This window comes from Consotaella salsifontis, from assembly GCF_900167365.1.
In the GTDB taxonomy this organism is placed as follows: domain Bacteria; phylum Pseudomonadota; class Alphaproteobacteria; order Rhizobiales; family Rhizobiaceae; genus Consotaella; species Consotaella salsifontis.
Genome location: NZ_FUXL01000003.1, coordinates 57,081 through 78,145 on the forward strand (window position 1 = coordinate 57,081; position 21,065 = coordinate 78,145).

The following is a 21,065-nucleotide window of genomic DNA, read 5'->3' on the forward strand; positions in this document are numbered from 1 at the left end:
CCTATCCAAGAACCGATATTCAATAAAAGTTACCCGAACCTTTCCGTGGTTCGTTAACCATCATCACAGAAACGTCAACGATATTCCTCCCGCATTTCCGCCACGGGCGTCAAGGGCTTGCGCGTTTCAAACCAGCTCTTGAGGTTGTCTACGACCAATTGTCCCATGGCTCGCCGCGTCGCGCGCGATGCGGAAGCCACATGGGGGGTCAGCACGACGTTGGGGAGGGAGAGGAGCTCCTCGGGCACGTTCGGTTCGTTCGCGAAGACGTCGAGGCCGGCGGCCCGGATGGTTCCGCTCTCCAGCGCCTCGACCAACGCGGGCTCGTCGACGATCGTCCCACGACCGATATTGACGAGGATGCCGTCCGGGCCGAGGGCCCTGAGAACCTCCGCGTTCACCGCCTTGTCGGTTTCCGCGCCGCCGGGAGCCGCGATGATCAGCGTATCGACCGCACCGGCGAGTTCGACAAGGCTCGGATAATAGTCATAGCCGATGTCGTCGCGGCGCCGGCGGTTGTGATAGGCGACGGAGAGTCCGAACGCCTCGAGTCTGCGGGCGATGGCCATGCCGATCCGTCCGAGCCCCAGGATGCCCGCGCGCCGTCCCCTGAGGGTCGCCTGCGTCAGCGGGTAGGAGCCCTTCGCCTTCCACTGTCCCGCCCGGAGATAGGCTTCTGCGCGTGGCAGCTCGCGCACCGTGTTGAGAAGAAGGCCGAGCGCAGTGTCCGCCACCTCTTCCGTCAGAACGTCGGGGGTGTTCGTCACCATGATCCCGCGTTCCAGCGCCGCCGCCGTATCGATACCGTCGTAGCCGACGCCGAAATGGGAGATGATCTCGAGGTCGGGCAGGCTGTCCATCGCATCGGCGTCGACGGCGCCGAACAGGGCGACGCCCTGAATGCCGCCACGAACCTCCGCGGACAGCTCATCTCGAATGTTCCGGTCGAAGACGGTGACGTCGAAGGTTTCCTTGAGAGTGGCCAGCGTGTCCGGATTCAGGCGCGAATTGGCGAGGACGCGGATCGTCTTCATGTCAGGCATGGCGGGAGGCGGCTTCCGTGCGTTGAAGAGTGAATGGGCGGTATTCGCTGGAGCTGCGAATCCTGAGTGTCGGCGTGATGAGCTGGGTGCCGAGGGGGATGTCTTCACCTTGAAGCCGCGCCAGCAGGCTGCGCGCCGCCAGCCGTCCCACCTCGCTCTGGCCATTGGCCACGGTGGTCAGCGACGGCGTCGCGATTTCGGCTTCCTCGATGTCGTCATAGCCGACGACGGCGATATCCTCGCCGGGCGTCAGGCCCGCGCGGCTGAGGCCGTACATCAGACCGAGCGCCACAAGATCGGAGTAGCAGACGACGGCCGTCGGGAGCGGGGAAAGCGCGACCAATCTTGGCGCGGCCTCAAACCCGCCATGACGATTGCGGGCGCCCTTGAGTCGCCATTCGGGTTTGAACTCGATATCCGCCGCCTCTAGGGCCGCAAGATAGCCCGCCTCGCGTTCGCGCGCGGTGGAGGTGAGGTCGTCGCCGCCCACCATGGCGATCCGGCGATGCCCCTTCTCGATGAGATGTTCGACGGCCAAGCGCATACCGCGCCGGTCGTCGCCGTGAAAGCCGGGCACCTCGACGCCGTCAACCGTACGGGCGACGAGCGTAACCGGCAGGTCGTTCTCCTCGGCAAGGCGGATGTCGGCGGCCGGCGTGCCGATCGCCGGCGACATGATCATGCCGTCCGCGCCGAGCTGGAGCATGGTGTCGATGAAGGCGCGCTGCTTGGCGAGCTGGTCGTAGTGATTGCAGAGGATGAAGGTGTGCTGCTGGCGGTCCAGCTCGCGCTCGATGGCGGTGAGAATTTCGCCGTAGAACGGGTTCATCATGTCATGCACGCAGACGCCGATGATTCCCGATTTCGATGTCCTGAGGCTCGCCGCACGGCGATTATAGATATATCCGGAGGCGCGCGCCTCCTCCTTGATGCGTTCCCGCGTGGCTTCCGCCACCAGCGGGCTGTCGCGAAGCGCGAGCGAGACGGTGGCCGTGGAAAGGCCCAGCGCCTCTGCGATCGTCGACAGTTTTACTTTTTGGGCCAACGGGTTTCTACCTGACGTGGAGACGACGTTCGTCGGCATCTATGACAAAGTCGAAGCGGGACCGGAAGGCCAACTTCGCAATCCGACGCAACAAGTGCGTTCTCCGTCCGCATTTATTCATCGTTCTCCGTCTCGTCGGAGGATGAAGCCTCGCCCAGGCTGCGCTCGATGCGGCGCAGCAGCTTGCGCAGCGCCTTGCGCTCCTTTGAGGAAAGATCCTGAAGCGCGGCCTCCTCGACTTCCTCCTGAGCGGCGCGCACCTTTCCGACCAGCGACTGTCCCGCCTCCGTGAGATAGGCACGGCTCTGGCGCGCATCCTCGGCCGAGACGCGCTTCTCGACAAGGCCCTGCGCGGCAAGGCGGGTGATGGTCTTCGTCACCGTGGGCGGGCGCACCGCCAGCTTCTCGGCAAGATCGCGCAGCGCCACGCCATCTTCTTCCGCCAGTGCCAGAAGCACGGCATCCTGGCCGGGATAGACGTCGATTTCGGAAAGGCGCTGGGAGAGTGCCGTGCGGCCGGCTCGCGCCGTCAGAACCAGCTGACGCATCGTCGAGCGCTGTTTCTTTTTCTTGCCGGCCATCGTCGCCCCCCTCGGCGAAATTCCGGCTAAGATGGCCTATGGGCAGGCATACTGTCCAGCCGCAGTTTGCGGCCTACGGCCAATACTGTTGCATTTTGACGTGGAGAGACGGGCGGACGATGCTGGCAAGACGTTTCGAGGAGGCCTCAGCCGCTGAATTGGGGCGGGCGCGGGACCATCTCGCGGAGGCGGTCGCCGTGCTTCCCATCGCCGCGACGGAGCAGCATGGGCCTCATCTGCCGATCGGGACTGATTCGATCATCGCGGATCACATGGTGGAAGCCGTTCTCTCTGGCCTGCCGGACGATTGGCCCGTGACGTTCCTGCCGACGATGCGGATCGGCGCTTCGGCGGAGCACGCCGGGTTGCCGGGAACGCTCAGCCATGACTGGGACCTGACGGCGCGACTCTTGATCAGCCTTGGCGAAGGGCTGTCGAAGACGGGATTCCGCCGCCTCGTGTTCGTTTCCTCCCATGGGGGTAACACGCCGTCGATGGACGCCGCGGCGCTGCATCTGCGCCAGACGATGGCGATGATGGTCTCCGCCGTTTCGTGGCAGCGCTTCGGCCTGCCGGATGGGGTCCTGCCGGAGGCGGAGATCGCCCACGGCATTCACGGCGGCGCGGTGGAAACCGCGCTCATGCTGCATTTCCGGCCAGATCTGGTGAGGCACGATGCGGTCGCCGCCTTCCCGTCGCTTCAGACAGAGCTGGAACGCGGGGCAAAGCGCCTGCGCGCCCACGGCCGCATCGGCTTTGCCTGGAGCGCCGGCGATCTCAATCCTCAGGGCGCCGTCGGCGATGCGCGGCTGGCGACGCCCGAGATCGGACGCGCCATCGCCTGCCATCAGGCGGTGGGCTTCATTGAGCTTCTCGCGGATATGCTGGCCTTCGATCTGAAGAGGCTCGCCTGAAAAGCTTCGTCCCCCGTGCAAATGACGCGAAGCGGGCTTATATCGAAGGCCGATCCCTGATCGGGCTCGAGGCTTGGCCGTTCAAGTCCGACATCAGTTCTCTTGCTTGGCGCAGGTTCTGATCCCAAGAAGGCACTCTTGCGGACCCTGCTTAGGAGTTTTCCATGTCCGAGACGCTTCCCGCGACCGCAGACCAGATCCCCGTGACCGTCCTCACCGGCTATCTCGGCTCCGGCAAGACGACGCTTCTGAACCGGATCCTCTCGGAGGATCATGGCCGCCGCTACGCCGTCATCGTCAACGAGTTCGGCGAGATCGGCATCGACAACGACCTCATCGTCGAATCGGACGAAGAGATCTACGAGATGAACAACGGCTGCGTCTGCTGCACGGTGCGCGGCGATCTGGTGCGCGTCGTCGAAGGGCTGACGCGGCGCAAGGGGCGGTTCGACGCCATCCTGGTGGAGACGACCGGGCTCGCCGATCCCGTTCCCGTCGCCCAGACCTTCTTCATGGACGACGACGTGCGCGCCAAGACCAAGCTGGATGCCGTGGTCGCCCTGGTCGACGCCAAGCATCTGCCGCTTCGTCTCAAGGATTCGAAGGAGGCCGAGGACCAGATCGCCTTCGCCGACGTGGTTCTTCTCAACAAGACCGATCTCGTGACGCCGGAGGAACTGGCCAAGGTCGAGGCGACGATCCGCGCCATCAACCCGCACGCCGTGATCCACCACACCCAGCGCGCCGAAATTCCTCTCGACCGTGTGCTCGGGCAGGGTGCCTTCGATCTCAGCCGCGTGTTGGACAACGATCCGGCCTTCCTGGAAGAGGCCGAGCACGCCCATGAGCACGACGACCACGTGTGCGGGCCGGACTGCGACCACGACCATCATCATCACGGCCATGACCATCATGACCATGACCACCACGATCATGACCACGACCACCATCATGGCGCCCTGTCGGACATCCATGACGTGACGGTGGTCTCCGTGTCGCTTAGGGGTGGCGAGCTCGACCCGCGCAAGTTCTTCCCGTGGATTCAGGCGATCACCCAGGAGCAGGGGCCGAACATTCTTCGCCTCAAGGGCATCATCGCCTTCTCCGACGATCCCGACCGCTATGTCGTCCAAGGCGTCCACATGATCATCGAGGGCGACCACCAGCGTGCCTGGCGCGAGGACGAGCGGCGCGAAAGCCGCCTCGTCTTCATCGGGCGCGAGCTGGATCGCAAGGCGCTCGAGGAGGACTTCGCCCGCTGTGCCGCGAAGGCCGCCTGATGCCTTCCGTTGCCCCTTACGACTTTGACGAGCTGGTCGAGGCCGCGCTCTTCCTGAAGGGAGAGCCGGTCTTCGCTCTCGCCGACGGCACGGTGCGCTTTCCCGCCGGCGGAGAACGAACCGTTGAAGCCCATGCCGGCGGGCTTCTCTCGGCGCGGCTGGACCCGGCCGGGGGCCGGCTGATCACCGGCGGAGAGGACGGCCGCGTCGTGGCCGTCACTTCCGACGCAAGTGTCAGCGAGTTGGCCTCGATCGGGCGCAAATGGGTAAACCGGGTTGCCGCCGGGCCGTCGGGCGTGGTGGGCTTTGCCGTCGGCCGCAGCGCCTTCGTGTGCTTTGCCGACGGCAAGGTGAAGGAGTTTGCGCAGCAGCGCACCGTCGAGGATATCGCCTTCGCCCCCAAGGGGCTGCGCCTCGCTACCGCGCGCTACGACGGCGCGACGCTGTTCTTCGCGGGAACGGACTCGGCGCCGACAGAGCTGGAATGGAAAGGCGCGCATATCGGCATCACTTTCTCTCCGGACGGGCGCTTTCTCGTGACCTCGATGCAGGAGAACGCCCTTCATGGCTGGCGCCTCGACGATGGCCGCCATATGCGCATGGCCGGATATCCCTCGAAGGTGAAGAGCTGGTCCTGGTCGGCCAAGGGGCGCTGGTTGGCGACGGCAGGGGCGCAGGTGGCTGTCGTGTGGCCCTTTGCCGGCAAGGACGGGCCGATGGGCAAGCCGCCGCTGGAGCTGGGCCTTAGGGGCGGGGACATCATGGTGACTTCGGTCGCCTGCCATCCCACCGAGGACATGGCGGCGATCGGCTATGCCGACGGCATGATCCTCGCTGCGCGCTTCGCCGACCAAAAGGAGGCGCTGCTCCGGCGCGGTGGGAAAGGCGCCGTCCAGACCATGGGCTGGGATGCCTCTGGCTCACGCCTCGTCTTCGGTTCGGAAACCGGCGAGGCCGGCATGGTCGATATCACCGGCTAGGGGCGACTCGCTTGTCGAAGCGGTCGGGGCGTTCCAATGCAGTTTGAACCGCGCGTCGGCTGTGGCGCCGCGATCATCCGCGATGGCCGCATCCTGCTCATTCAGCGCCTCACCCCGCCCGAGGCCGGCGCCTGGGGGCTTCCTGGCGGCAAGATCGACCTCTTCGAAGAGGCTGCGACAGCGACGCAGCGCGAGATAGAGGAGGAAATCGGCCTCGCCATCGAGCCGCGAGAGCTACTCTGTTGCGTCGATCAGATCGATCGAGGCGCGGGCACCCATTGGGTCGCGCCCGTCTTCCTGATCGAAGGCTTTTCGGGGACACCGACAATTCGGGAGCCCGCCAAACACGGCGGGCTCGGCTGGTTCGTCCTTGAGGAACTGGCTTCTGAGATTACAACGCCGACCAGGGTCGCCGTCGCGGCGCTGCTCCGCCGAGCGGCCGAATAACCTTCGATTCATGCCGTCGGCGCGCCTTGCGCTCGGTCCGCCGCTGCGAAATGCGCGAGCTGGTCGCCATGCGCCTTGACGAAAGCCGGGCGCGCCGTCGCCCGCGCGACATAATCCCGACAGGCGGGGTGAGACGTCAGCCCGCCGAGGCCGTCGGCGACGCGCAGCACGTCCGCCATTAGGATGTCGGCGATGGAGAACGGGCCCGCGAGCCATTCGCGGTTGGCCAGAACCGGTTCGAGACGGTCGAGCCGGCCTTGGAGAAAGGTCTCGAAGCGCCTTTTCTCGGGCGAATCGTCGGCAAATTTCTCGAATTTCAGGATCGCCCAGGGCAGGACCGCCGTCTCCACCGAATTGAGCGCCGCCAGCACCCATTCCAGCACCACGGCGCGGCCGCGCGGGTCGCTGGGCATCAAGGCTTCGCTCTTGTCGCCGAGGTGGAGAAGAATCGCGCCGCTCTCGAAGATCGACAGGTCGCCGTCCGTCAGCCAAGGCACCTGGCCAAACGGCTGGTGGAGAAAGTGCTCGGCCGGCCGGTCGCGCACCGGAGTCGTGGCGATGCTGTAGGGCAGGCCCGCCTCTTCGAGCGCCCAGCGCACCCGAAGGTCGCGCACGAAGCCTCGCGGTGCCTCTGGCACCCAATCAAACGTGGTCAGAACGAGTTCAGCCATGCAGCGCCTCCTATGGGTTGATATCAACCTATATGGATAAAGGAGCATTTGCAATTGGATCAGGAGCGCGGAATGCCGTAGCGGAGCCGCGCCCTGTTCCAGTGCATCGACCAGGATCCGCGACGGGAGGACTGGACGTCTGAGCCCGGGATGCGCGACAAATCACACCGTTGGCTGAACCGCCAACGGTGGAGGGATCCTTCGATGACACTACCCGGCAACAAGCCGTCATGGCTGACCTTCGATTGCTACGGCACGCTGATCCAGTGGGACGAGGGGCTTCTGGCGGCCGTCGAACGCATCTTGTCTCGGCAGGGCGAGACGAGCATCGACGCGCGGTCGCTGATCGCCACCTATGACCGCTACGAGCATGCACTGGAGCAGGAAGAACCGCACCGCCCGTTCCGGACCGTGGCGGGTGAGGGGCTGCGGCGCGCGATGGCCGAGCTCGGCCTCGAATGCCGCCCGGAGGACGTCGAGACGCTGACCTCCAGTATCGGAGCAATGCCGCCGTTTCCCGAAGTCGTCGGCGCCCTGGCGGACCTCAAGGCGCAGGGCTTCAAGCTATGCATCGTCTCCAACACCGACGACGACATCATCGCCGGCAACGTGGCGCAGCTCGGCGGCCATATCGACCGCGTCATCACCGCCGAGCAGGCGCGCGCCTACAAGCCGTCGCGCGGGATTTTCGAGCATGCCTGGGAAGCGCTGGGCGTCTCCATGGACGAGGTCGTCCACATCTGCGCCAGCCCCCATCTCGATCTGGTGGCGGCGCGCGATCTCGGCTTCCGCGCCATCTGGATCGATCGCGGCACGGGCCGGCGCGCACCTGTGGACTATAAGCCGAACGAAGTCTTCCCGACGCTGGACCGCGTGCCCGCTCTCGTTAAGCAGGTTGGCTGGGGTTGAGCGAACGCCATTGATCGATGCAGGCGACGCCGCAGAAGGGCGGTCCAGCGCAATGAATTCCGCGACAAGGGCGGGCGCGGGGTGTTCGACCCAGCGGTCTCGAGCCGGCGTTCGGCATGTCCTCAGCGCAACAACGTCTTAGGCGTCGTTTGCCAAGGGGGTATTCTGCTGCTTGGCATCGTAAAGCCGCTTGGCTTCTTCGAGGTCATCCAGGTGTGCGATCGACCAGTCGTAGACAGCTCCAAAAGGGACCTGGAGCGTTCGCCCGAGGGAGGTGATGGAATACTCCACGGCGACGGGCGAGGTTGCAAGAACGCAGCGTGAGATCAGACCGTTGCGCTCCAACCGTCGCAGCGCCTGCGTCAGTGCCTTGTGGGTGACGCCTTCCAGGCGGCGCTTCATCTCGTTGAAGCGCGAAGGGCGCTCGCTGAGGATGGTGAGGATCATGACGGCCCATTTGTTGGCCACCTGATCGAAAAAGGATCGCGCCGCGCAGTCGGCGAAGAAAATCGGATCATTTTCGCAAGCCACTAGGTATCCTCAAATCGCTCTACGCTCCTCGAAGTGCGTAATTGACCCTAAATATACGACGTGTACCTACCTGTCAGCTTTTATTTGAAGCCGATTTGACAGGAGACGGGGACACAGATGGATCGACGGGAATTTTCGAGACGAAGCCTATCCGGTCTTGCGGGAGCAGCAGCGATGATTGCCGCAGCACCCGCAAAAGCTCTAGCGGCAACGCCTAAAACCGCGCGCCTTTTCTCGACTGAGAGCGGCAAGGGACGAAACCTTCTGCTGCTTCACGGCTGGACAGCGGACTCGAACGACTGGAGCTGGCAGCTTCCCGTTCTGGAAAGTCGATACCGCATTGTGGCCGTCGATCTGCGAGGCCACGGCTGGTCGGAGGTCATGCCGTCCGGCGCCTACCGCCCTGCCGACTACGTCGCGGATATCGAGGCGCTGCTGGACACCCGCTACCCGGAAGAGAGGTTCGTGGTCATCGGGCATTCCATGGGGGGACAACTTGCCGCACGCCTTGCAGCCAAGCGTCCCGACATCGTGGATGCCGTCGTGTCCGTGGATGGCTCCCTGGGGTTCGACGAAAGCCTGACCCCAGTGTTCGAGAAGGTCAGCGCTGATCTTCGTGCCGGTGATCCGGGCTCAGTCGCGCCCGCGCTCTTCGATCAGTTCTACGATCCTGCGACGTCGCCCGCCATGAAACGTTGGCACGCGCGGCGTGCGCAAGGGATGCCAGCCCATGTGGTGAGAAAGACATTCGGACCGCTGTTTCTGGGCGCCGGCCAGGTCGGAGTCGGTGCTCAAAGCGAGCTGTTCTGCCGGACGCTTCGCGTCGCCTTCTATCATCTGTGCCGCGATCAGGCGCAGGCCGAGCGAATGCGGCCATGGTTTTCCCATCCCTCATCGAAGGTGGAGGCGTGGAGCGATGCCGGGCACTGGATCATGGAGGATCGCCCCGACGACGTGAACGCCGCGCTCACAGACTGGATCGACAGTCTGTGATTGCTTTCAGATAACCACGTCAGACCAAAACGCGGTTCCGATCTGGTGGCGGCGCGCGATCTCGGCTTCCGCGCCATCTGGATCGATCGCGGCACGGGCCGGCGCGCACCGGCGGACTATACGCCGAACGAAGTCTTCCCGACGCTGGACCGCGTGCCCGCTCTCTTCGCTGAGATCGGCTGGGGCTGAGAGCGGGCGAGGTGCTTTACCTCATGGGGGGGCGCCCTCTGCCAGCGTCTTCACGACGTGGCCCAGCATGTCGCGAAGCTTTCGCGCATCATCGCGATCGATATGAAGATTGCGCGCCAGCGTTTCAGGCACAATATGGGCGCGAGCGCGCAGCGCGCGACCCGCCTCCGTCAGGTTGATCAGAACACGCCGCTCGTCGGCAGGATCTCGCTCGCGGGTGATCAGCTCTGCGCGTTCCATGCGTTTGAGAAGCGGCGTCAACGTTCCGCTGTCGAGGAAGAGACGCTTGCCCAAATGGCCGACGCTGGACGGCGCCTCCTCCCACAACACCAGCATCACCAGATATTGCGGGTAGCTCAGGCCGAGCTCGTCCAGCGCGGGGCGGTAACGCCGCGTAACCAGATTGGCCGCGGCGTAGATCAGGAAGCAGACTTGGTTGTCCAGGCGAAGAAGTTCGTCCGATTCGGCCATGTGCGCCTCTCTCGCTTGTTCCCTCAGCGTGTCGTCACGTTGAGAGCGACATCGATATTGCCGCGCGTCGCGTTTGAATAGGGGCAGACAGCATGCGCCTGCCGGACGATCTCTTCGGCCTGGGTCTGCTCTATCCTCGCGATGACCACGTCCAGAGCCACGGCGAGGACAAAGCCACCGCTTTCATTCGCCGAAATGGACACGGTCGCCGTCACCTCGATGTCGTCATCCTTGATGCCGGCCTTGGCCTGGTGTGCCACGTGCATCACGGCGTTCTCGAAGCAGGCCGCATAGCCGGCGGCGAAAAGCTGCTCCGGATTGGTCTTGCCGCCTTTGCCTCCAAGCGCTTTCGGCATCGCCAGGGAGAGATCCAGGATGCCGTCCTCGCTCTTCACCGAGCCATTGCGCCCACCGACGGCGACGACTTTCGTCGAATAAAGGGTGCTCATAGCGCGTTCCTCTGTCTTAAACTGATTTCAGACAATTATATTGTGCGCAATATAATTGTCAACTGGCGGAGCCGCGTTTGCGTCGGCAATGCTTGAGAAATGCCTTCAGAAGGTAAAAAGGGCCCCACCCGGGCAGAGCGGCATTCATTATCTTGATTGGAAGCGGAGCCTTACGCCGCCTGTTCGCGCCGCTCAGCCTGGCGCCCTGTAGGGAGGGCCTCCTTGCGAAACCGTCGAGCCAGCCAGGAGCACGTTCCAAGGCTACAAACCGATCCCGCTCGAAAGGACCGAGCATGAAGACCGCGCCGGTCTTTCGGCGGAAACGCCGGAGGCGCATATATTCGGCATCGAGGCGCTGATCGATCCGCCTCGTCTTCGTCAGTCCGAGGTTTCCAACAGCCGATCGAGAAGGTGCGCGAGATGCTTCCGCTCGTCTTCGCCCAGCGGCGCGAAGGATTGGGTCAGCACATCCTCGACGATGGAACGGCCGTGTTCGAACATTGCCTCGCCGCTCTCGGTCAACGAATAGGCGAGGGCGCGTCCCCGTCCGGCGCTACGGCTGACCAGACCCTTGTCCACCAGTCGTGCCACCAGGGCTCCGAAGGATTGGTCAGTCTGAAATGTATACCGAGCCAGGGCGTGGGACGAAGCGCCAGGGCAGTGGGCGATCGCCCGTAGCGCATCCCATTGGGCCAGCGAAGATCCGATCATTGTCAGGCGCGAATCCAGCGCGCGGTGGTGGCGCGTCTGCAGCTCCTTGATCGCGCGTCCCAAAAGCTCGACCGTGTTTGACATCAAATAAGGAACCTTATATAAAAATACTTACGATAAATCTCATCCGCCGCAGGAGCTGTCAATGTCGAAGTCTTTGTCCGCGCTCGCTCGGGAAAACGAAATGGACATTCAGGAGTTCGGCGAGGGTCGCCAGCTGCTGTTGCTCCATGGCGGCGGTGGCCGCGGCACCTTGGAGCCTTTCGCCCGTTCCCTGGCCGACCGATTCCAGGTCTTTCTCCCAACCCATCCGGGCTTTGACGGGACAGCGCGGCGCGACACCATCGCCTCCGCGCGGGACCTTGCTTGCGCCTATGTCGACCTCGTCGCCGCCGCCGACATGCGGGGCCTCCTCGTCGCAGGGTTTTCCATGGGAGGATGGATAGCCGCAGAAATGGCGGCCTTGCACTCGGCGCGCCTCGCCGGGCTCATTCTCGTGGACGCCGTCGGCCTTTCCGTACCAGGCGAGACAATTCTGGACGTGTTCACGACGCCACCAAGCGATCTGCCGAGCTACAGCTATCACCGCCCCGAGAGGTTCCGCATCGATCCTGCCTCGCTCGGTCCCGAACGGAGAGCGGCGATCCAGGCGAACCTCAGCGCTCTTGCCGCCTACGACACTTCGCCGACCATGCAGGATGAGAGCCTTGTCGATCGGCTGCGCGGCGTAGACATTCCTGCGCTCGTCCTATGGGGAGCAAGCGACCGCGTGGCGACGCCCACCTACGGCGGGCATTTGCTGATGCGCTGCCGAGAGGACGCTTCGAGATGATTGCCGAAGCCGGACACATGCCGCAGATCGAACAGCCGGATAGCCTCCGCTCCGCCATCGTGAATTTCGTTGAGACCCTTCGCTGAAGGTCGGTTTGCTCCGGACCGGTCGTGGAATGACTGACGGCAACCGCGCTGAAGCGTCGAGGCGACTGAGCGCGGCCTCGGCGCCTCCCGTCCCGAAGCGCGCAGGTCACCCGGTTTGCGGCCTTACGCCGCCACCCGCCGACGTTCGATCTTGCGTCCCGTGGGCGTGATTCGCCCGGCGACACCGTCGAGCCAGCCCGGGATGAGTTCCAAGGCCAGGAGCCGGTGCCGCTCGAAGGGGCCGGGCATGAACAGCGCGCCAGTCTTCTCCGCCGAAAAGCCGAAGCGGGCGTAATATTCGGGATCGCCCACCAGGATGATGGCGCCGTGGCCGCGCTTCTGGGCGTCGGCGATCGCCTCTCTCATCATGGCCGAGCCAAGACCGCCGCCGTGCTGGCGCGGATCGACCGCCAGAGGTCCGAGGAGGAGAGCGGGGACCGCCGCGCCTTCGCGCATGCCGGCGCCGATATTCCACAGCCGAACGGTGCCGGTGAGGGCGCCGCTGCCGTCCAATGCCGAGAACGCGAGCCCTTCGGCAGGCAGCCGGCCGCGCCGGATGGCCTCCGAAGACTTTCGCTTGCGCCCCGGCCCCATGGCGCGGTCGAGCAGAGCCTCGCGCGCGGCCACATCGGCCGGCGCCTCGGCGCGGATTTCAAACGCGGGGCGGGTGAGACCCTCGGAGGAAAGAGCGAGTGCGGACATGGCACCACCTCGAATGGACGAGAGGCGGAAGGATGCGCGCCGAACCGGGAAGCGATGCAGCGCGCGGGCGAAAGGCCCGGCGCCGCTGGCGCCGGGTCAGATCACGTAGCTTCGCAGCGGCTCAAAGCCGTTGAACGCGACGGAAGCGTAGGTCGTCGTGTAGGCGCCGGTGCCCTCGATCAGGATCTCGTCACCGACGGTGAGCGAGATCGGCAGAGGGTAGGGCGTCTTCTCGTACATGACGTCCGCCGAATCGCAGGTCGGACCAGCGAGAACGCAAGGCTGCTTCTCTTCATGGTCGCGTCCCGTGACGATCGGGTAGCGGATCGCCTCGTCCATCGTCTCGGCGAGACCGCCGAACTTGCCGATGTCGAGATAGACCCAGCGGTTCTCGTCGCTGACGGACTTTTTCGAGACCAGGACGACCTCAGCCTTGATCACGCCCGCGTCGCCGACCATGCCGCGACCCGGCTCGATGATCGTCTCCGGGATGCAGTTGCCGAAGTGGCGGCGCAGGGCATCGAAGATCGAGCGGCCATAGGCCTCGGCCGTGGGTACGTCCTTGAGGTACCGGGTCGGGAAGCCGCCGCCGAGATTGACCAGCGTCAGCACGATGCCCTTCTCGGACAGCGCGCGGAACACCCGGCCGGCATCGGCGAGCGCCTGGTCCCAGGCCTCGGTATTGGTCTGCTGCGAGCCGACGTGGAAGGAGATGCCGGTGGCCTTGAGGCCGAGGGCATGGGCCGTTTCCAGAACGTCGATCGCCATCTCCGGCACGCAGCCGAACTTGCGCGACAGCGGCCATTCGGCGCCGGCGCCGTCGGTCAAGACGCGGCAGAACACGCGGGCGCCAGGGGCCGAGCGGGCGATCTTCTCCACTTCCTCGACGCAATCGACGGCGAAGAGCGACACGCCAAGCTGGGAGGCGCGGGCGATATCGCGCTCCTTCTTGATGGTGTTGCCGTAGGAGATACGCGCCGGCGTCGCGCCGGCGGCGAGAGCCATCTCGACCTCGGCCACTGAGGCGCAGTCGAAATTGGAGCCGAGCCGCGCGAGCAGCGACAGGATCTCGGGTGCGGGATTGGCCTTCACCGCGTAGTAGATGGCCGAGTCCGGCAGCGCCCTGCGAAAGGCGTTGAAGTTGGATTCGACGACATCGAGGTCAACCACGAGGCAAGGGCCATCGGGTCGTCGGTCGGCGAGGAAATCGAGAATGCGCTGCGTCGCCATCGGGGGCCTCCCAACAGTCAAGGTGTCAAGGTGCGTCAACGCCTTCGTGCACACCGGCGCATGGGCCGGGCGTGAACGCTGCGAAACGCGACTCGAGCGACGAATCAAACGCTGCCATAGCGTCGTCCGCCGTTATGTCTGCCTTGGCTTGGAGGGCTTGGACCCGCCGCACTTAAGGCAATGAGGGTGTGCCTCTTCAGTATTCCCGGCTTTGGAGACCGGGAGAGACCAGAAAGGCCCGCACCGTCGTTGCTTCAAGGCGTCCTCGATCTTGCTCGCTGCAAGACCGACTGGGTTTGATCCCAGGTACCGTCCCGGTAATCCTCGCATTTAAGGACCGGGGGACGCCCACAGGCACGTGCGACTTTGGGCAAGTCGGGATATAGGCAAAGCGAGTGTCACACACAACCCGCAAACTTGACGCGGCGGTTGATTTTTCCGGTCCAGTGAAGGACGACACTGCGGGTGCGGGAAAACTGCAACGCCCGTCAGTTTCGCGTAAGGCAAGTGGGGTGCCGGCAAGCCAATGGACACGCTGACGCGCATGCGCGCCTTCATCGCCGTGGTGGAGAACGGCGGCTTCTCCGCCGCCGCCCGAAAATCGGGCCGCTCCAAGGCGCTTCTTTCCAAATATGTGCGCGAGTTGGAGGACGAGCTCGGCGTTCTCCTCATCAACCGGACGACGCGGCAGGTGGCCCTGACGGCGGCGGGGGAAACCTATTACGCGCGCTCGACCGCCCTTCTCGATGACCTCGAGCATCTCAACGAGGAGGCGCGTGAGGCCGCCGGGCGTCCGCAGGGTCGTATCCGCGTGAGCGCGGCGCGAACCCTCGGCGACAGCGAGTTCGGCGGCTGCCTCGTCGATTTCTGCTCGGCCTACCCGGATATTTCGCTCGACGTCGACCTCAACGACAACTTCGTCGATCTGCTCGAGGAGGGCTTCGATGTCGCGATTCGCATGACGCGGCTCGCTGATTCGACCTTCATCGCGCGCCGCCTGGCGTCGCTCGACTTCGCGATCTGTGCGGCGCCTGCCCTGATCGCCAGGGTGGGACGGCCGAATCACCCCTCCGACCTCGCCGGACTTCCGGCGGTGGTCGATACCAATTCGCGTTTCAAGTCGAGCTGGGCGTTTCGCGATCCCACGACCGGCGACAGTCTGCCGGTCGCCATCGCGGGACAGTTTTCGGCCAACAGCCCGGTGGCGGTCAAGGCCGCGGTTCTGGGCGGGCTTGGTTTCGCGCTTTCTCCGGAATTCGTCGTGAGGGACGACGTGAAGGCGGGGCGTTTGGTCACGGTGCTGGATGATTTCATGCCGCGCGAGGCCGGCATCTACGCGGTGTTCCCTCATCGCCGCCACATGCCGGCGCGCGTTCGCCTGTTTGTTGATTTCCTGGCGGGGTGGTTCAAGCGGCACGAGGCCGGCGCGCCGGAGGATTGAGCGCTGCGGGGCGCCGGGGCGATCCACACTTCCGCCACGCTTGCCCGGTTAACGATGATCCCAGAGTGGGGCGATGTTCATGACTCGATTCTGCCTTCCTGGGGCGCTGGGATTTGTACTTGGGATTGCCGCCGCGTCCCCCGCATGGGCGCATCCCCATGTCTTCATCGACGCTCATATGGAGATCGTCGGCGCGTCCGACGGCAAGCTGAAGTCGGTTCGCAACGTCTGGCGGATGGACGAGCTCTTCTCCTCGTCGGTGTTGATGGACTTCGACAAGAACAAGAACGGGACGCTCGATCCGGACGAGCTTCAGGCGGTCGGCAAAACCGTCAGGGATTCGATCGCGGAGTGGTCCTACTACACCTTCGTCTCGACGGCGGGAAAGGAGGTGACGATGCACGCCCCGGCGGAGATCGGCGCACTCTACAAGGACGGTCAGCTCTTGCTGTTCTTCGAAATGGAGGCCGGGGAGGCCGTCGACCTCAAGACGCAGCCCCTGACAATCTCGAACTTCGACGAGACCTTCTATGTCGCCTTCGACTATCCGGACAAGGATGGCTTCCAGCTGGTGGATATGCCGCCAAGCTGCACCGATCAGGTGGTGATTCCCGACGAGGATGAAGCCGCGCAGCAATGGGTGAACTCGGTGGCCGCGCTCGGGCCCGACCAGACGATCCCCGACGACGGCATCAACTATTCGCAGATCCTGGCGACGAGGGTGGAGATCAAATGCGGGTAAGGCTTCTCCTTGCACTGGCGTTGCTCTGCGTCCTGGCGGCGCTGGAGCCCGCGCTCGCCAAGTCGTCGCTCGGCATCGGCAGCGCCGACTCCAGCATCGACGCGAGCGGCGGCGTCTCGCGTTGGTTCCTCTGGGTCACAGCTTATCAGCGCGAATTCTTCACCGCTCTGCGCCATGCGATCGTCGGCCTCAAGGAGGGGCCGCAGGGCATGCCGCTCCTCGTCGGCGTCTCGTTCGCCTACGGCATCTTTCACGCCGCCGGACCGGGCCACGGCAAGGCGGTGATCTCGTCCTACATGATCGCCAATGAGGTTCAGCTGCGCCGCGGCGTCGTGCTCTCCTTCGCCTCCGCGCTGGTCCAGGCGCTGTCGGCGCTGCTCGTGGTGGGAGCCGGGTGGTTCGTCCTGCGCGGGACGTCGATCTCGATGACCGATGCGAGCGACGCGCTGGAGACCGCTTCCTTCGGCCTCATCGCGCTTTTCGGCGCCTATCTCTTCGCCAAAAAGCTCGTCGCCATCTGGCGTCGGCGCCGCCCCGCCCTGGCGTTCTCGCTCGCGCCGAACCTGATGGTCGAAGGCGCGCCTGCTCTTCGTGCCGGCGGCGCAAGCGGCTCCTCGGTTCGTATGATGCCAGCCGCCTCGGGATACTATGACGCCGGCGTCTGCACGGGCGAGGCCGACTGCGACTGCGGCCGAAGCCACATCGCCGATCCGGCCAGTCTCGGCGGGCGCCGCCTCGGTTTGAGCGCGGCGGCATCGGCGGTGGTCTCCGTCGGGATTCGTCCGTGCGCCGGCGCCATCGTGGTTCTGACCTTCGCGCTGATGAACGGCCTCTATGCCGCCGGCATCCTCTCCGTCCTCGCCATGGCCGTCGGCACGGCGATCACGGTTTCGGTGCTGGCGACCCTTGCCGTCATGGCAAAGGACGTCGCGCTCCGGATGGTGGGCGGAACCGGATTTTCGGGCCTGGTGCGGGATGGCCTGGAGCTGGCGGCGGCGGCCGTGCTGATGTTTTTCGGGCTCGGCTTCGTTCTGGCGATGCTGAGCGCCTGAGCCTTAATCTTCCTATCGATCGGACGCGGTCTACACCTCGGGGGCCGATCGCACGAAATCCGAGAAGGCGGCGAGGGTCGCATCCGATACGTAATGCTCGATGCCCTCGGCATCGACCGCTGCGATTTCCGCCGGGACGCCGATCGCCTTCAGGAACTCGATGACGATGCGGTGGCGCACGCGAACGCGTTCGGCCATGGCCGCGCCCGCCTCTGTCAGGAAGACGCCGCGGTAGGGGCGGGAGGTCACGAGCCCCTCGCGCTTCAGCCGCGCCACGGCCTTCGCCGCCGTCGGATGGGTGACGCCAAGACAGCGGGCAATGTCGGTGATGCGCGCCTCGCCATGCTCTTCCATGAGGTCGGCGATGAGCTCGGTGTAATCCTCCAGGATTTCGGCCGATCGGGCCGAGCGTGTCTGGCTGAAGCGATGGGCTTCCGCGCCGAGATCGGGGGCGGATTGTTCCGCGCCGGCTACGGCTTCGGCCGGAACGGCGGCTCTCTTCTTTCTCGGCGCTTTGTTCTTCATCGGCACATTATGAAGACATGGCTTTAAAATTCAACGGGCAGCACTGTCCCCGCTGAATTTATCCACGGGCTGCCTCTTGAACGTGAGGCCTATTGACAAAGATGTAGCCTTGGCTTCATTTCACTGCATCGGCAACATCGCGACCTCCATGACATTGCTCTCTTCATCAAAATCCTCGATGTCGCAGCGCACCAGCGCGGCGATCGCCAACACTCTCGCGGGGCGGCGCACCGGTCCGTTCTCGGCGTTTCTCTTCGCCGGGCCGGCGGTCATCGCCTCCATCGCGTACATGGACCCCGGAAACTTCGCGACCAACATCCAGGCCGGGGCCAAATACGGCTATGCGCTGCTGTGGGTGGTTCTGGCGGCCAACCTCATCGCGATGCTGTTCCAGGCGCTCTCAGCCAAGCTTGGCATCGTCACCGGTCGCAACCTCGCCGAGCTATGCCGCGAGGAGTTTCCGAAGCCGCTGGTCTGGGTCATGTGGGTGGTGAGCGAGATCGCGGCGATGGCCACCGACCTTGCCGAATTCCTCGGCGGAGCCATCGGCCTTTCGCTGATCTTCGGCTGGCCGCTCATGGACGGCATGATCGTCACCGCCGTCGTGACCTATGGAATTCTGCTTTTCGAGCGCCATGGATTTCGGCCGATGGAGCTGATCATCGGAGCTCTCGTCGCCTTGATCGGCCTTTGCTACCTCGTAGAGATGTTCATCGCGCCAGTTCGCTGGGGCGAGGCGGCTCTCGGGCTGGTGACGCCGCAGATGCCGGATGCAGAGGCTCTGATGATCTCCGTTGGCATCATCGGCGCCACGGTCATGCCGCACGCCGTCTATCTCCATTCGGGCCTGACGCAGAACCGCGCGTCGCCACGCAGCAATGCCGAGCGGCGCATCCTCGTGCGCTTCTCCAACCGCGAGGTCGTGTTGGCGCTGGCGCTTGCCGGCATGGTCAACATGGCCATGGTGATCATGGCTTCCAGCGCGTTCCATATCGGCCACAGCGAGGTCGCCGAGATCGAAACCGCCTATCACACGCTGACGCCGCTGCTGGGCGCCGCCGCCGCCGCGGTATTCCTCGTCTCGCTCATCGCCTCGGGCATCTCGAGCTCGGTCGTCGGTACCATGGCAGGGCAGATGATCATGCAGGGTTTCGTCGGGTTCCACATCCCGATCTGGCTCCGTCGTCTCATCACCATGGCGCCGGCCTTTGCCGTGGTGGCGGCGGGAGTCGACACCACCTATGCCCTGGTCATGAGCCAGGTGATCCTGTCCATCTCACTGCCTGTGCCGATGATCGCTCTCGTCCTCTTCACGCGGCGGCGCGACCTGATGGGCGAATTCGCCAACCGGCGCCTGACGGACTTCGCCGCCATCGCCGGTGCCACCGCCGTCCTCTCGCTGAACTTCATTCTCCTCGCCATCACGTTCGGCGTGCCGATCCCCTATCTCGACGCCTGAGCGAGAGGCGGAAGGCCGCGTCCGGTCAAGGCGGGGGCGGACTGCGGAGCTGTTTGCTTCCCGCTGTCGCGCCCTGCGTCTTTTCCGGCGGCAGTATCGTTGTCTATAGAGACGCATGACCGACGATCGCCCCGCGCCCGAACCTCGCCAGCCCCGGCCACGACCGGTGACGCGGGAATGGCTGATGCGCGCGTCCAGCACCTATCTCTCGCGCTATGCCAGCTCCTCGGATAATCTGCGCAAGGTTTTGCGGCGCAAGCTCGTCCGCCGCTTAGCGGGGGAGACGGCTGCCGTTTCCGACGAACATGCCGCGCTCGTCGATTCGGTCGTCGCCAGTTTCGTCGAGCTCGGGCTTCTCGACGACGAGGCCTATGCCGAGGCGAGGCTGAACAGCCTCAGGCGGCGCGGCGCGCCCTCCCGCCAGATCGCCGCCAAGCTCGCTAATCGCGGTGTCGATGCGGAAACGGTGGCCCGCGCGATCGCCGCCGATCCCGTTTCCGACCGGCAGGCGGCGCTGCGCTATGCCCAGCGCCGGCGCCTTGGCCCGTTTCGCATCAGGGACAGGGCGGAGCGGCGCGAGCGCGACCTCGCGGCGATGGTGCGCGCCGGCTTCAGCCTGGCCGACGCGCTCGCCGCCATCGATGCGACCGACGATCCAACCGACTGATCGCATTTTGAATTTTTGGCCGGGCGGGAACTCCCTCCGGGTCGACCCGTTAATCGAGGGACCCAAGAAAAATCAGCGTCCGCCACGCCGCTTTCGCCGGCGATGGACGCCTTTTGACAAGGAGTTTTTCTCGATGCCCAGCATCAAGAACGCCAAGATCGCCATTCTCGCCACCGACGGCTTCGAGCAGTCTGAGCTCTTCCAGCCGCTGGAGGAACTCAAGAAGGCGGGAGCCACCGTCGAGGTGCTTTCGCTCGAGCCCGGCGAGATCAAGGCATGGGACAAGACCGACTGGGGCAAGAGCGTCAAGGTCGACAAGACCCTCTCGGAGGTGCGCGTGACCGAATATGACGCGCTGGTGCTTCCGGGCGGTCAGATCAATCCGGACAAGCTGCGGGCCGAGCCCAAGGCCGTCAGCTTCGTGCGCGAATTCTACAACTCGAAGAAGCCGCTCGCCGCGATCTGCCACGCTCCGTGGCTGCTGATCGAGGCCGGCGTCATCAGCGGCAAGGACGTGACCTCGTACAAGTCGATCAAGACGGACGTCATGAACGCCGGCGGCAAGTGGACCGACCAGGAAGTGATGGTCGACGAGGGCCTCGTGACCTCCCGCAATCCCGGCGACCTTCCGGCCTTCATCGCCAAGGTCATCGAGGAAGTGGAAGAGGGGCGCCACGACGACCGCCGGGCGGCCTGACACGGCTCGCTCTGGGTGCGGGACAACGCACCATTATCCCTTATCGCATGACGGAAACCGGCGGCCCCAGGCCGCCGGTTTTCTTTGGTCCGTCGGCGTTGCCATTAAGATGTGCGATCGTGTATTTCCACGAGATGAGACGACGGAGGTTTTAATGGCCGAACATGCGCGTTTTGAGATGAGCACCGCCGCCCAGATGGATTATCCGGAGCACGAGCGGACCTATTCGTTATTCCTCAAACTCCTGAAGTGGGGCAGCATTGCCGTCGCGTCGCTGTTGATTGCCATGGCGTTTGGCTTCGTCGGCGGCGGTGGCTTCTTCGGCGGGGTGATCTCCTTCGTGGTCGTCCTGGCGATCGCCTATTTTGTCGCACGTTGAGGTTTCCACACCTCGATTGATTGACAGGAACGCCGGTCG

At 64.6% G+C, this 21,065-nt stretch carries 26 protein-coding genes; 15 read left to right on the plus strand and 11 right to left on the minus strand.

The features are described 5' to 3' along the window. Positions 1 to 74: 74 nt before the first annotated feature. The 3 genes from B5D38_RS04455 to B5D38_RS04465 all read right to left on the minus strand — a co-directional run bounded on the left by B5D38_RS04455 (position 75) and on the right by B5D38_RS04465 (position 2,669). On the minus strand, positions 75 to 1,034 hold the full coding sequence (locus B5D38_RS04455; RefSeq protein ID WP_078707183.1) for a 2-hydroxyacid dehydrogenase: 960 nt from the start codon (positions 1,032 to 1,034) through the stop codon (positions 75 to 77). 1 nt (position 1,035) lies between these two features. Next, positions 1,036 to 2,088, minus strand: a complete 1,053-nt coding sequence (locus tag B5D38_RS04460) for a LacI family DNA-binding transcriptional regulator (protein WP_078707184.1) — start codon at positions 2,086 to 2,088, stop codon at positions 1,036 to 1,038. 113 nt (positions 2,089 to 2,201) lie between these two features. Further along, positions 2,202 to 2,669 (minus strand): MarR family winged helix-turn-helix transcriptional regulator, encoded by a 468-nt coding sequence (locus tag B5D38_RS04465; RefSeq protein ID WP_078707185.1) that lies wholly within the window; start codon positions 2,667 to 2,669, stop codon positions 2,202 to 2,204. Between the two features lie 119 nt (positions 2,670 to 2,788). Here B5D38_RS04465 and B5D38_RS04470 point away from each other — a divergent pair, with 119 nt between their 5' ends. From B5D38_RS04470 to B5D38_RS04485, 4 genes are all read left to right on the plus strand, one after another. Beyond that, a complete protein-coding gene (locus B5D38_RS04470; protein ID WP_078707186.1) occupies positions 2,789 to 3,583 on the plus strand; it encodes a creatininase family protein in 795 nt (264 codons plus the stop codon). A 164-nt stretch (positions 3,584 to 3,747) separates the two neighbouring features. Then, positions 3,748 to 4,863, plus strand: coding sequence for a CobW family GTP-binding protein (locus B5D38_RS04475; RefSeq protein ID WP_078707187.1), 1,116 nt, complete (start codon positions 3,748 to 3,750; stop codon positions 4,861 to 4,863). Continuing rightward, entirely contained in the window at positions 4,863 to 5,843 is a 981-nt protein-coding gene (locus B5D38_RS04480) for a WD40 repeat domain-containing protein (RefSeq protein WP_078707188.1), read from the plus strand. The genes B5D38_RS04475 and B5D38_RS04480 overlap by 1 nt, the downstream gene beginning before the upstream one ends. Before the next feature lie 36 nt (positions 5,844 to 5,879). Then, positions 5,880 to 6,290 carry an NUDIX domain-containing protein gene (locus B5D38_RS04485; protein WP_078707189.1) on the plus strand — a complete coding sequence of 137 codons (411 nt, stop codon included), beginning with the start codon at positions 5,880 to 5,882 and terminating at the stop codon, positions 6,288 to 6,290. Between the two features lie 8 nt (positions 6,291 to 6,298). On the opposite strand, the gene B5D38_RS04490 is transcribed toward B5D38_RS04485, so the two are convergent. After that, positions 6,299 to 6,961 (minus strand): glutathione S-transferase family protein, encoded by a 663-nt coding sequence (locus tag B5D38_RS04490; protein ID WP_078707190.1) that lies wholly within the window; start codon positions 6,959 to 6,961, stop codon positions 6,299 to 6,301. A 204-nt stretch (positions 6,962 to 7,165) separates the two neighbouring features. Between B5D38_RS04490 and B5D38_RS04495 the strand changes: the two genes are divergently transcribed. Beyond that, complete coding sequence (locus B5D38_RS04495) at positions 7,166 to 7,870, plus strand: haloacid dehalogenase type II (RefSeq protein WP_078707191.1); 705 nt, start codon at positions 7,166 to 7,168, stop codon at positions 7,868 to 7,870. A gap of 138 nt (positions 7,871 to 8,008) precedes the next feature. Here B5D38_RS04495 and B5D38_RS04500 read toward each other — a convergent pair whose 3' ends face one another. Next, complete coding sequence (locus tag B5D38_RS04500; protein ID WP_078707192.1) at positions 8,009 to 8,401, minus strand: winged helix-turn-helix transcriptional regulator; 393 nt, start codon at positions 8,399 to 8,401, stop codon at positions 8,009 to 8,011. Positions 8,402 to 8,575: 174 nt separating this feature from the next. On the opposite strand from B5D38_RS04500, the gene B5D38_RS04505 reads away from it, so the two are divergent. Together B5D38_RS04505 and B5D38_RS04510 are read left to right on the plus strand one after the other, a co-directional pair. Next, positions 8,576 to 9,394, plus strand: a complete 819-nt coding sequence (locus tag B5D38_RS04505) for an alpha/beta fold hydrolase (RefSeq protein ID WP_078707193.1) — start codon at positions 8,576 to 8,578, stop codon at positions 9,392 to 9,394. A 45-nt stretch (positions 9,395 to 9,439) separates the two neighbouring features. Continuing rightward, positions 9,440 to 9,583 carry a hypothetical protein gene (locus tag B5D38_RS04510; RefSeq protein WP_245318831.1) on the plus strand — a complete coding sequence of 48 codons (144 nt, stop codon included), beginning with the start codon at positions 9,440 to 9,442 and terminating at the stop codon, positions 9,581 to 9,583. Between the two features lie 21 nt (positions 9,584 to 9,604). Here the strand turns inward: B5D38_RS04510 and B5D38_RS04515 are convergent, their stop codons facing one another. The 3 genes from B5D38_RS04515 to B5D38_RS04525 all read right to left on the minus strand — a co-directional run bounded on the left by B5D38_RS04515 (position 9,605) and on the right by B5D38_RS04525 (position 11,298). Beyond that, complete coding sequence (locus B5D38_RS04515) at positions 9,605 to 10,054, minus strand: MarR family winged helix-turn-helix transcriptional regulator (protein WP_078707194.1); 450 nt, start codon at positions 10,052 to 10,054, stop codon at positions 9,605 to 9,607. Between the two features lie 23 nt (positions 10,055 to 10,077). Then, the gene (locus tag B5D38_RS04520) at positions 10,078 to 10,503 is read right to left on the minus strand and encodes an organic hydroperoxide resistance protein (protein ID WP_078707195.1); all 426 of its coding nucleotides are present in this window, start codon (positions 10,501 to 10,503) and stop codon (positions 10,078 to 10,080) included. Between the two features lie 378 nt (positions 10,504 to 10,881). Beyond that, positions 10,882 to 11,298 carry a MarR family winged helix-turn-helix transcriptional regulator gene (locus B5D38_RS04525; RefSeq protein ID WP_078707196.1) on the minus strand — a complete coding sequence of 139 codons (417 nt, stop codon included), beginning with the start codon at positions 11,296 to 11,298 and terminating at the stop codon, positions 10,882 to 10,884. A 61-nt stretch (positions 11,299 to 11,359) separates the two neighbouring features. On the opposite strand from B5D38_RS04525, the gene B5D38_RS04530 reads away from it, so the two are divergent. Then, complete coding sequence (locus tag B5D38_RS04530; protein ID WP_078707197.1) at positions 11,360 to 12,046, plus strand: alpha/beta fold hydrolase; 687 nt, start codon at positions 11,360 to 11,362, stop codon at positions 12,044 to 12,046. Positions 12,047 to 12,255: 209 nt separating this feature from the next. Here B5D38_RS04530 and B5D38_RS04535 read toward each other — a convergent pair whose 3' ends face one another. Together B5D38_RS04535 and B5D38_RS04540 are read right to left on the minus strand one after the other, a co-directional pair. Then, entirely contained in the window at positions 12,256 to 12,834 is a 579-nt protein-coding gene (locus B5D38_RS04535) for a GNAT family N-acetyltransferase (RefSeq protein ID WP_078707198.1), read from the minus strand. A 96-nt stretch (positions 12,835 to 12,930) separates the two neighbouring features. Continuing rightward, positions 12,931 to 14,064, minus strand: a complete 1,134-nt coding sequence (locus B5D38_RS04540; RefSeq protein ID WP_078707199.1) for a type III PLP-dependent enzyme — start codon at positions 14,062 to 14,064, stop codon at positions 12,931 to 12,933. A gap of 526 nt (positions 14,065 to 14,590) precedes the next feature. On the opposite strand from B5D38_RS04540, the gene B5D38_RS04545 reads away from it, so the two are divergent. From B5D38_RS04545 to B5D38_RS04555, 3 genes are all read left to right on the plus strand, one after another. Further along, a complete protein-coding gene (locus B5D38_RS04545; RefSeq protein WP_078707200.1) occupies positions 14,591 to 15,505 on the plus strand; it encodes a LysR family transcriptional regulator in 915 nt (304 codons plus the stop codon). A 79-nt stretch (positions 15,506 to 15,584) separates the two neighbouring features. Beyond that, on the plus strand, positions 15,585 to 16,247 hold the full coding sequence (locus B5D38_RS04550) for a DUF1007 family protein (RefSeq protein WP_245318833.1): 663 nt from the start codon (positions 15,585 to 15,587) through the stop codon (positions 16,245 to 16,247). Further along, positions 16,238 to 17,299: a nickel/cobalt transporter gene (locus B5D38_RS04555; protein WP_116002583.1), complete on the plus strand. Its 1,062-nt coding sequence runs from the start codon at positions 16,238 to 16,240 to the stop codon at positions 17,297 to 17,299. The genes B5D38_RS04550 and B5D38_RS04555 overlap by 10 nt, the downstream gene beginning before the upstream one ends. A gap of 30 nt (positions 17,300 to 17,329) precedes the next feature. Here B5D38_RS04555 and mntR read toward each other — a convergent pair whose 3' ends face one another. Further along, complete coding sequence (gene mntR / locus B5D38_RS04560; RefSeq protein WP_078707203.1) at positions 17,330 to 17,824, minus strand: manganese-binding transcriptional regulator MntR; 495 nt, start codon at positions 17,822 to 17,824, stop codon at positions 17,330 to 17,332. A 148-nt stretch (positions 17,825 to 17,972) separates the two neighbouring features. On the opposite strand from mntR, the gene B5D38_RS04565 reads away from it, so the two are divergent. The 4 genes from B5D38_RS04565 to B5D38_RS04580 all read left to right on the plus strand — a co-directional run bounded on the left by B5D38_RS04565 (position 17,973) and on the right by B5D38_RS04580 (position 21,026). Further along, entirely contained in the window at positions 17,973 to 19,283 is a 1,311-nt protein-coding gene (locus tag B5D38_RS04565) for an Nramp family divalent metal transporter (RefSeq protein ID WP_078707523.1), read from the plus strand. A gap of 115 nt (positions 19,284 to 19,398) precedes the next feature. Beyond that, positions 19,399 to 19,950: a regulatory protein RecX gene (locus B5D38_RS04570; protein ID WP_078707204.1), complete on the plus strand. Its 552-nt coding sequence runs from the start codon at positions 19,399 to 19,401 to the stop codon at positions 19,948 to 19,950. A 133-nt stretch (positions 19,951 to 20,083) separates the two neighbouring features. Further along, a complete protein-coding gene (locus tag B5D38_RS04575) occupies positions 20,084 to 20,647 on the plus strand; it encodes a type 1 glutamine amidotransferase domain-containing protein (RefSeq protein WP_078707205.1) in 564 nt (187 codons plus the stop codon). Positions 20,648 to 20,801: 154 nt separating this feature from the next. Beyond that, a complete protein-coding gene (locus B5D38_RS04580) occupies positions 20,802 to 21,026 on the plus strand; it encodes an aa3-type cytochrome c oxidase subunit IV (protein ID WP_078707206.1) in 225 nt (74 codons plus the stop codon). Positions 21,027 to 21,065 lie beyond the last annotated feature (39 nt).

Excerpts from the sequence above, each read along its gene's own strand:
- B5D38_RS04515 (WP_078707194.1), bottom strand. The coding sequence starts at position 10,054 with ATGGCCGAATCGGACGAACTTCTTCGCCTGGACAACCAAGTCTGCTTC.
- B5D38_RS04550 (WP_245318833.1), top strand. The coding sequence starts at position 15,585 with ATGACTCGATTCTGCCTTCCTGGGGCGCTGGGATTTGTACTTGGGATT.
- mntR (WP_078707203.1), bottom strand. The coding sequence starts at position 17,824 with ATGAAGAACAAAGCGCCGAGAAAGAAGAGAGCCGCCGTTCCGGCCGAA.
- B5D38_RS04535 (WP_078707198.1), bottom strand. The coding sequence starts at position 12,834 with ATGTCCGCACTCGCTCTTTCCTCCGAGGGTCTCACCCGCCCCGCGTTT.
- B5D38_RS04485 (WP_078707189.1), top strand. The coding sequence starts at position 5,880 with ATGCAGTTTGAACCGCGCGTCGGCTGTGGCGCCGCGATCATCCGCGAT.
- B5D38_RS04570 (WP_078707204.1), top strand. The coding sequence starts at position 19,399 with ATGACCGACGATCGCCCCGCGCCCGAACCTCGCCAGCCCCGGCCACGA.
- B5D38_RS04465 (WP_078707185.1), bottom strand. The coding sequence starts at position 2,669 with ATGGCCGGCAAGAAAAAGAAACAGCGCTCGACGATGCGTCAGCTGGTT.
- B5D38_RS04545 (WP_078707200.1), top strand. The coding sequence starts at position 14,591 with ATGGACACGCTGACGCGCATGCGCGCCTTCATCGCCGTGGTGGAGAAC.
- B5D38_RS04490 (WP_078707190.1), bottom strand. The coding sequence starts at position 6,961 with ATGGCTGAACTCGTTCTGACCACGTTTGATTGGGTGCCAGAGGCACCG.
- B5D38_RS04475 (WP_078707187.1), top strand. The coding sequence starts at position 3,748 with ATGTCCGAGACGCTTCCCGCGACCGCAGACCAGATCCCCGTGACCGTC.
- B5D38_RS04455 (WP_078707183.1), bottom strand. The coding sequence starts at position 1,034 with ATGAAGACGATCCGCGTCCTCGCCAATTCGCGCCTGAATCCGGACACG.
- B5D38_RS04505 (WP_078707193.1), top strand. The coding sequence starts at position 8,576 with ATGATTGCCGCAGCACCCGCAAAAGCTCTAGCGGCAACGCCTAAAACC.
- B5D38_RS04530 (WP_078707197.1), top strand. The coding sequence starts at position 11,360 with ATGTCGAAGTCTTTGTCCGCGCTCGCTCGGGAAAACGAAATGGACATT.
- B5D38_RS04575 (WP_078707205.1), top strand. The coding sequence starts at position 20,084 with ATGCCCAGCATCAAGAACGCCAAGATCGCCATTCTCGCCACCGACGGC.
- B5D38_RS04495 (WP_078707191.1), top strand. The coding sequence starts at position 7,166 with ATGACACTACCCGGCAACAAGCCGTCATGGCTGACCTTCGATTGCTAC.
- B5D38_RS04565 (WP_078707523.1), top strand. The coding sequence starts at position 17,973 with ATGACATTGCTCTCTTCATCAAAATCCTCGATGTCGCAGCGCACCAGC.
- B5D38_RS04525 (WP_078707196.1), bottom strand. The coding sequence starts at position 11,298 with ATGTCAAACACGGTCGAGCTTTTGGGACGCGCGATCAAGGAGCTGCAG.
- B5D38_RS04540 (WP_078707199.1), bottom strand. The coding sequence starts at position 14,064 with ATGGCGACGCAGCGCATTCTCGATTTCCTCGCCGACCGACGACCCGAT.
- B5D38_RS04470 (WP_078707186.1), top strand. The coding sequence starts at position 2,789 with ATGCTGGCAAGACGTTTCGAGGAGGCCTCAGCCGCTGAATTGGGGCGG.
- B5D38_RS04555 (WP_116002583.1), top strand. The coding sequence starts at position 16,238 with ATGCGGGTAAGGCTTCTCCTTGCACTGGCGTTGCTCTGCGTCCTGGCG.
- B5D38_RS04580 (WP_078707206.1), top strand. The coding sequence starts at position 20,802 with ATGGCCGAACATGCGCGTTTTGAGATGAGCACCGCCGCCCAGATGGAT.
- B5D38_RS04520 (WP_078707195.1), bottom strand. The coding sequence starts at position 10,503 with ATGAGCACCCTTTATTCGACGAAAGTCGTCGCCGTCGGTGGGCGCAAT.
- B5D38_RS04480 (WP_078707188.1), top strand. The coding sequence starts at position 4,863 with ATGCCTTCCGTTGCCCCTTACGACTTTGACGAGCTGGTCGAGGCCGCG.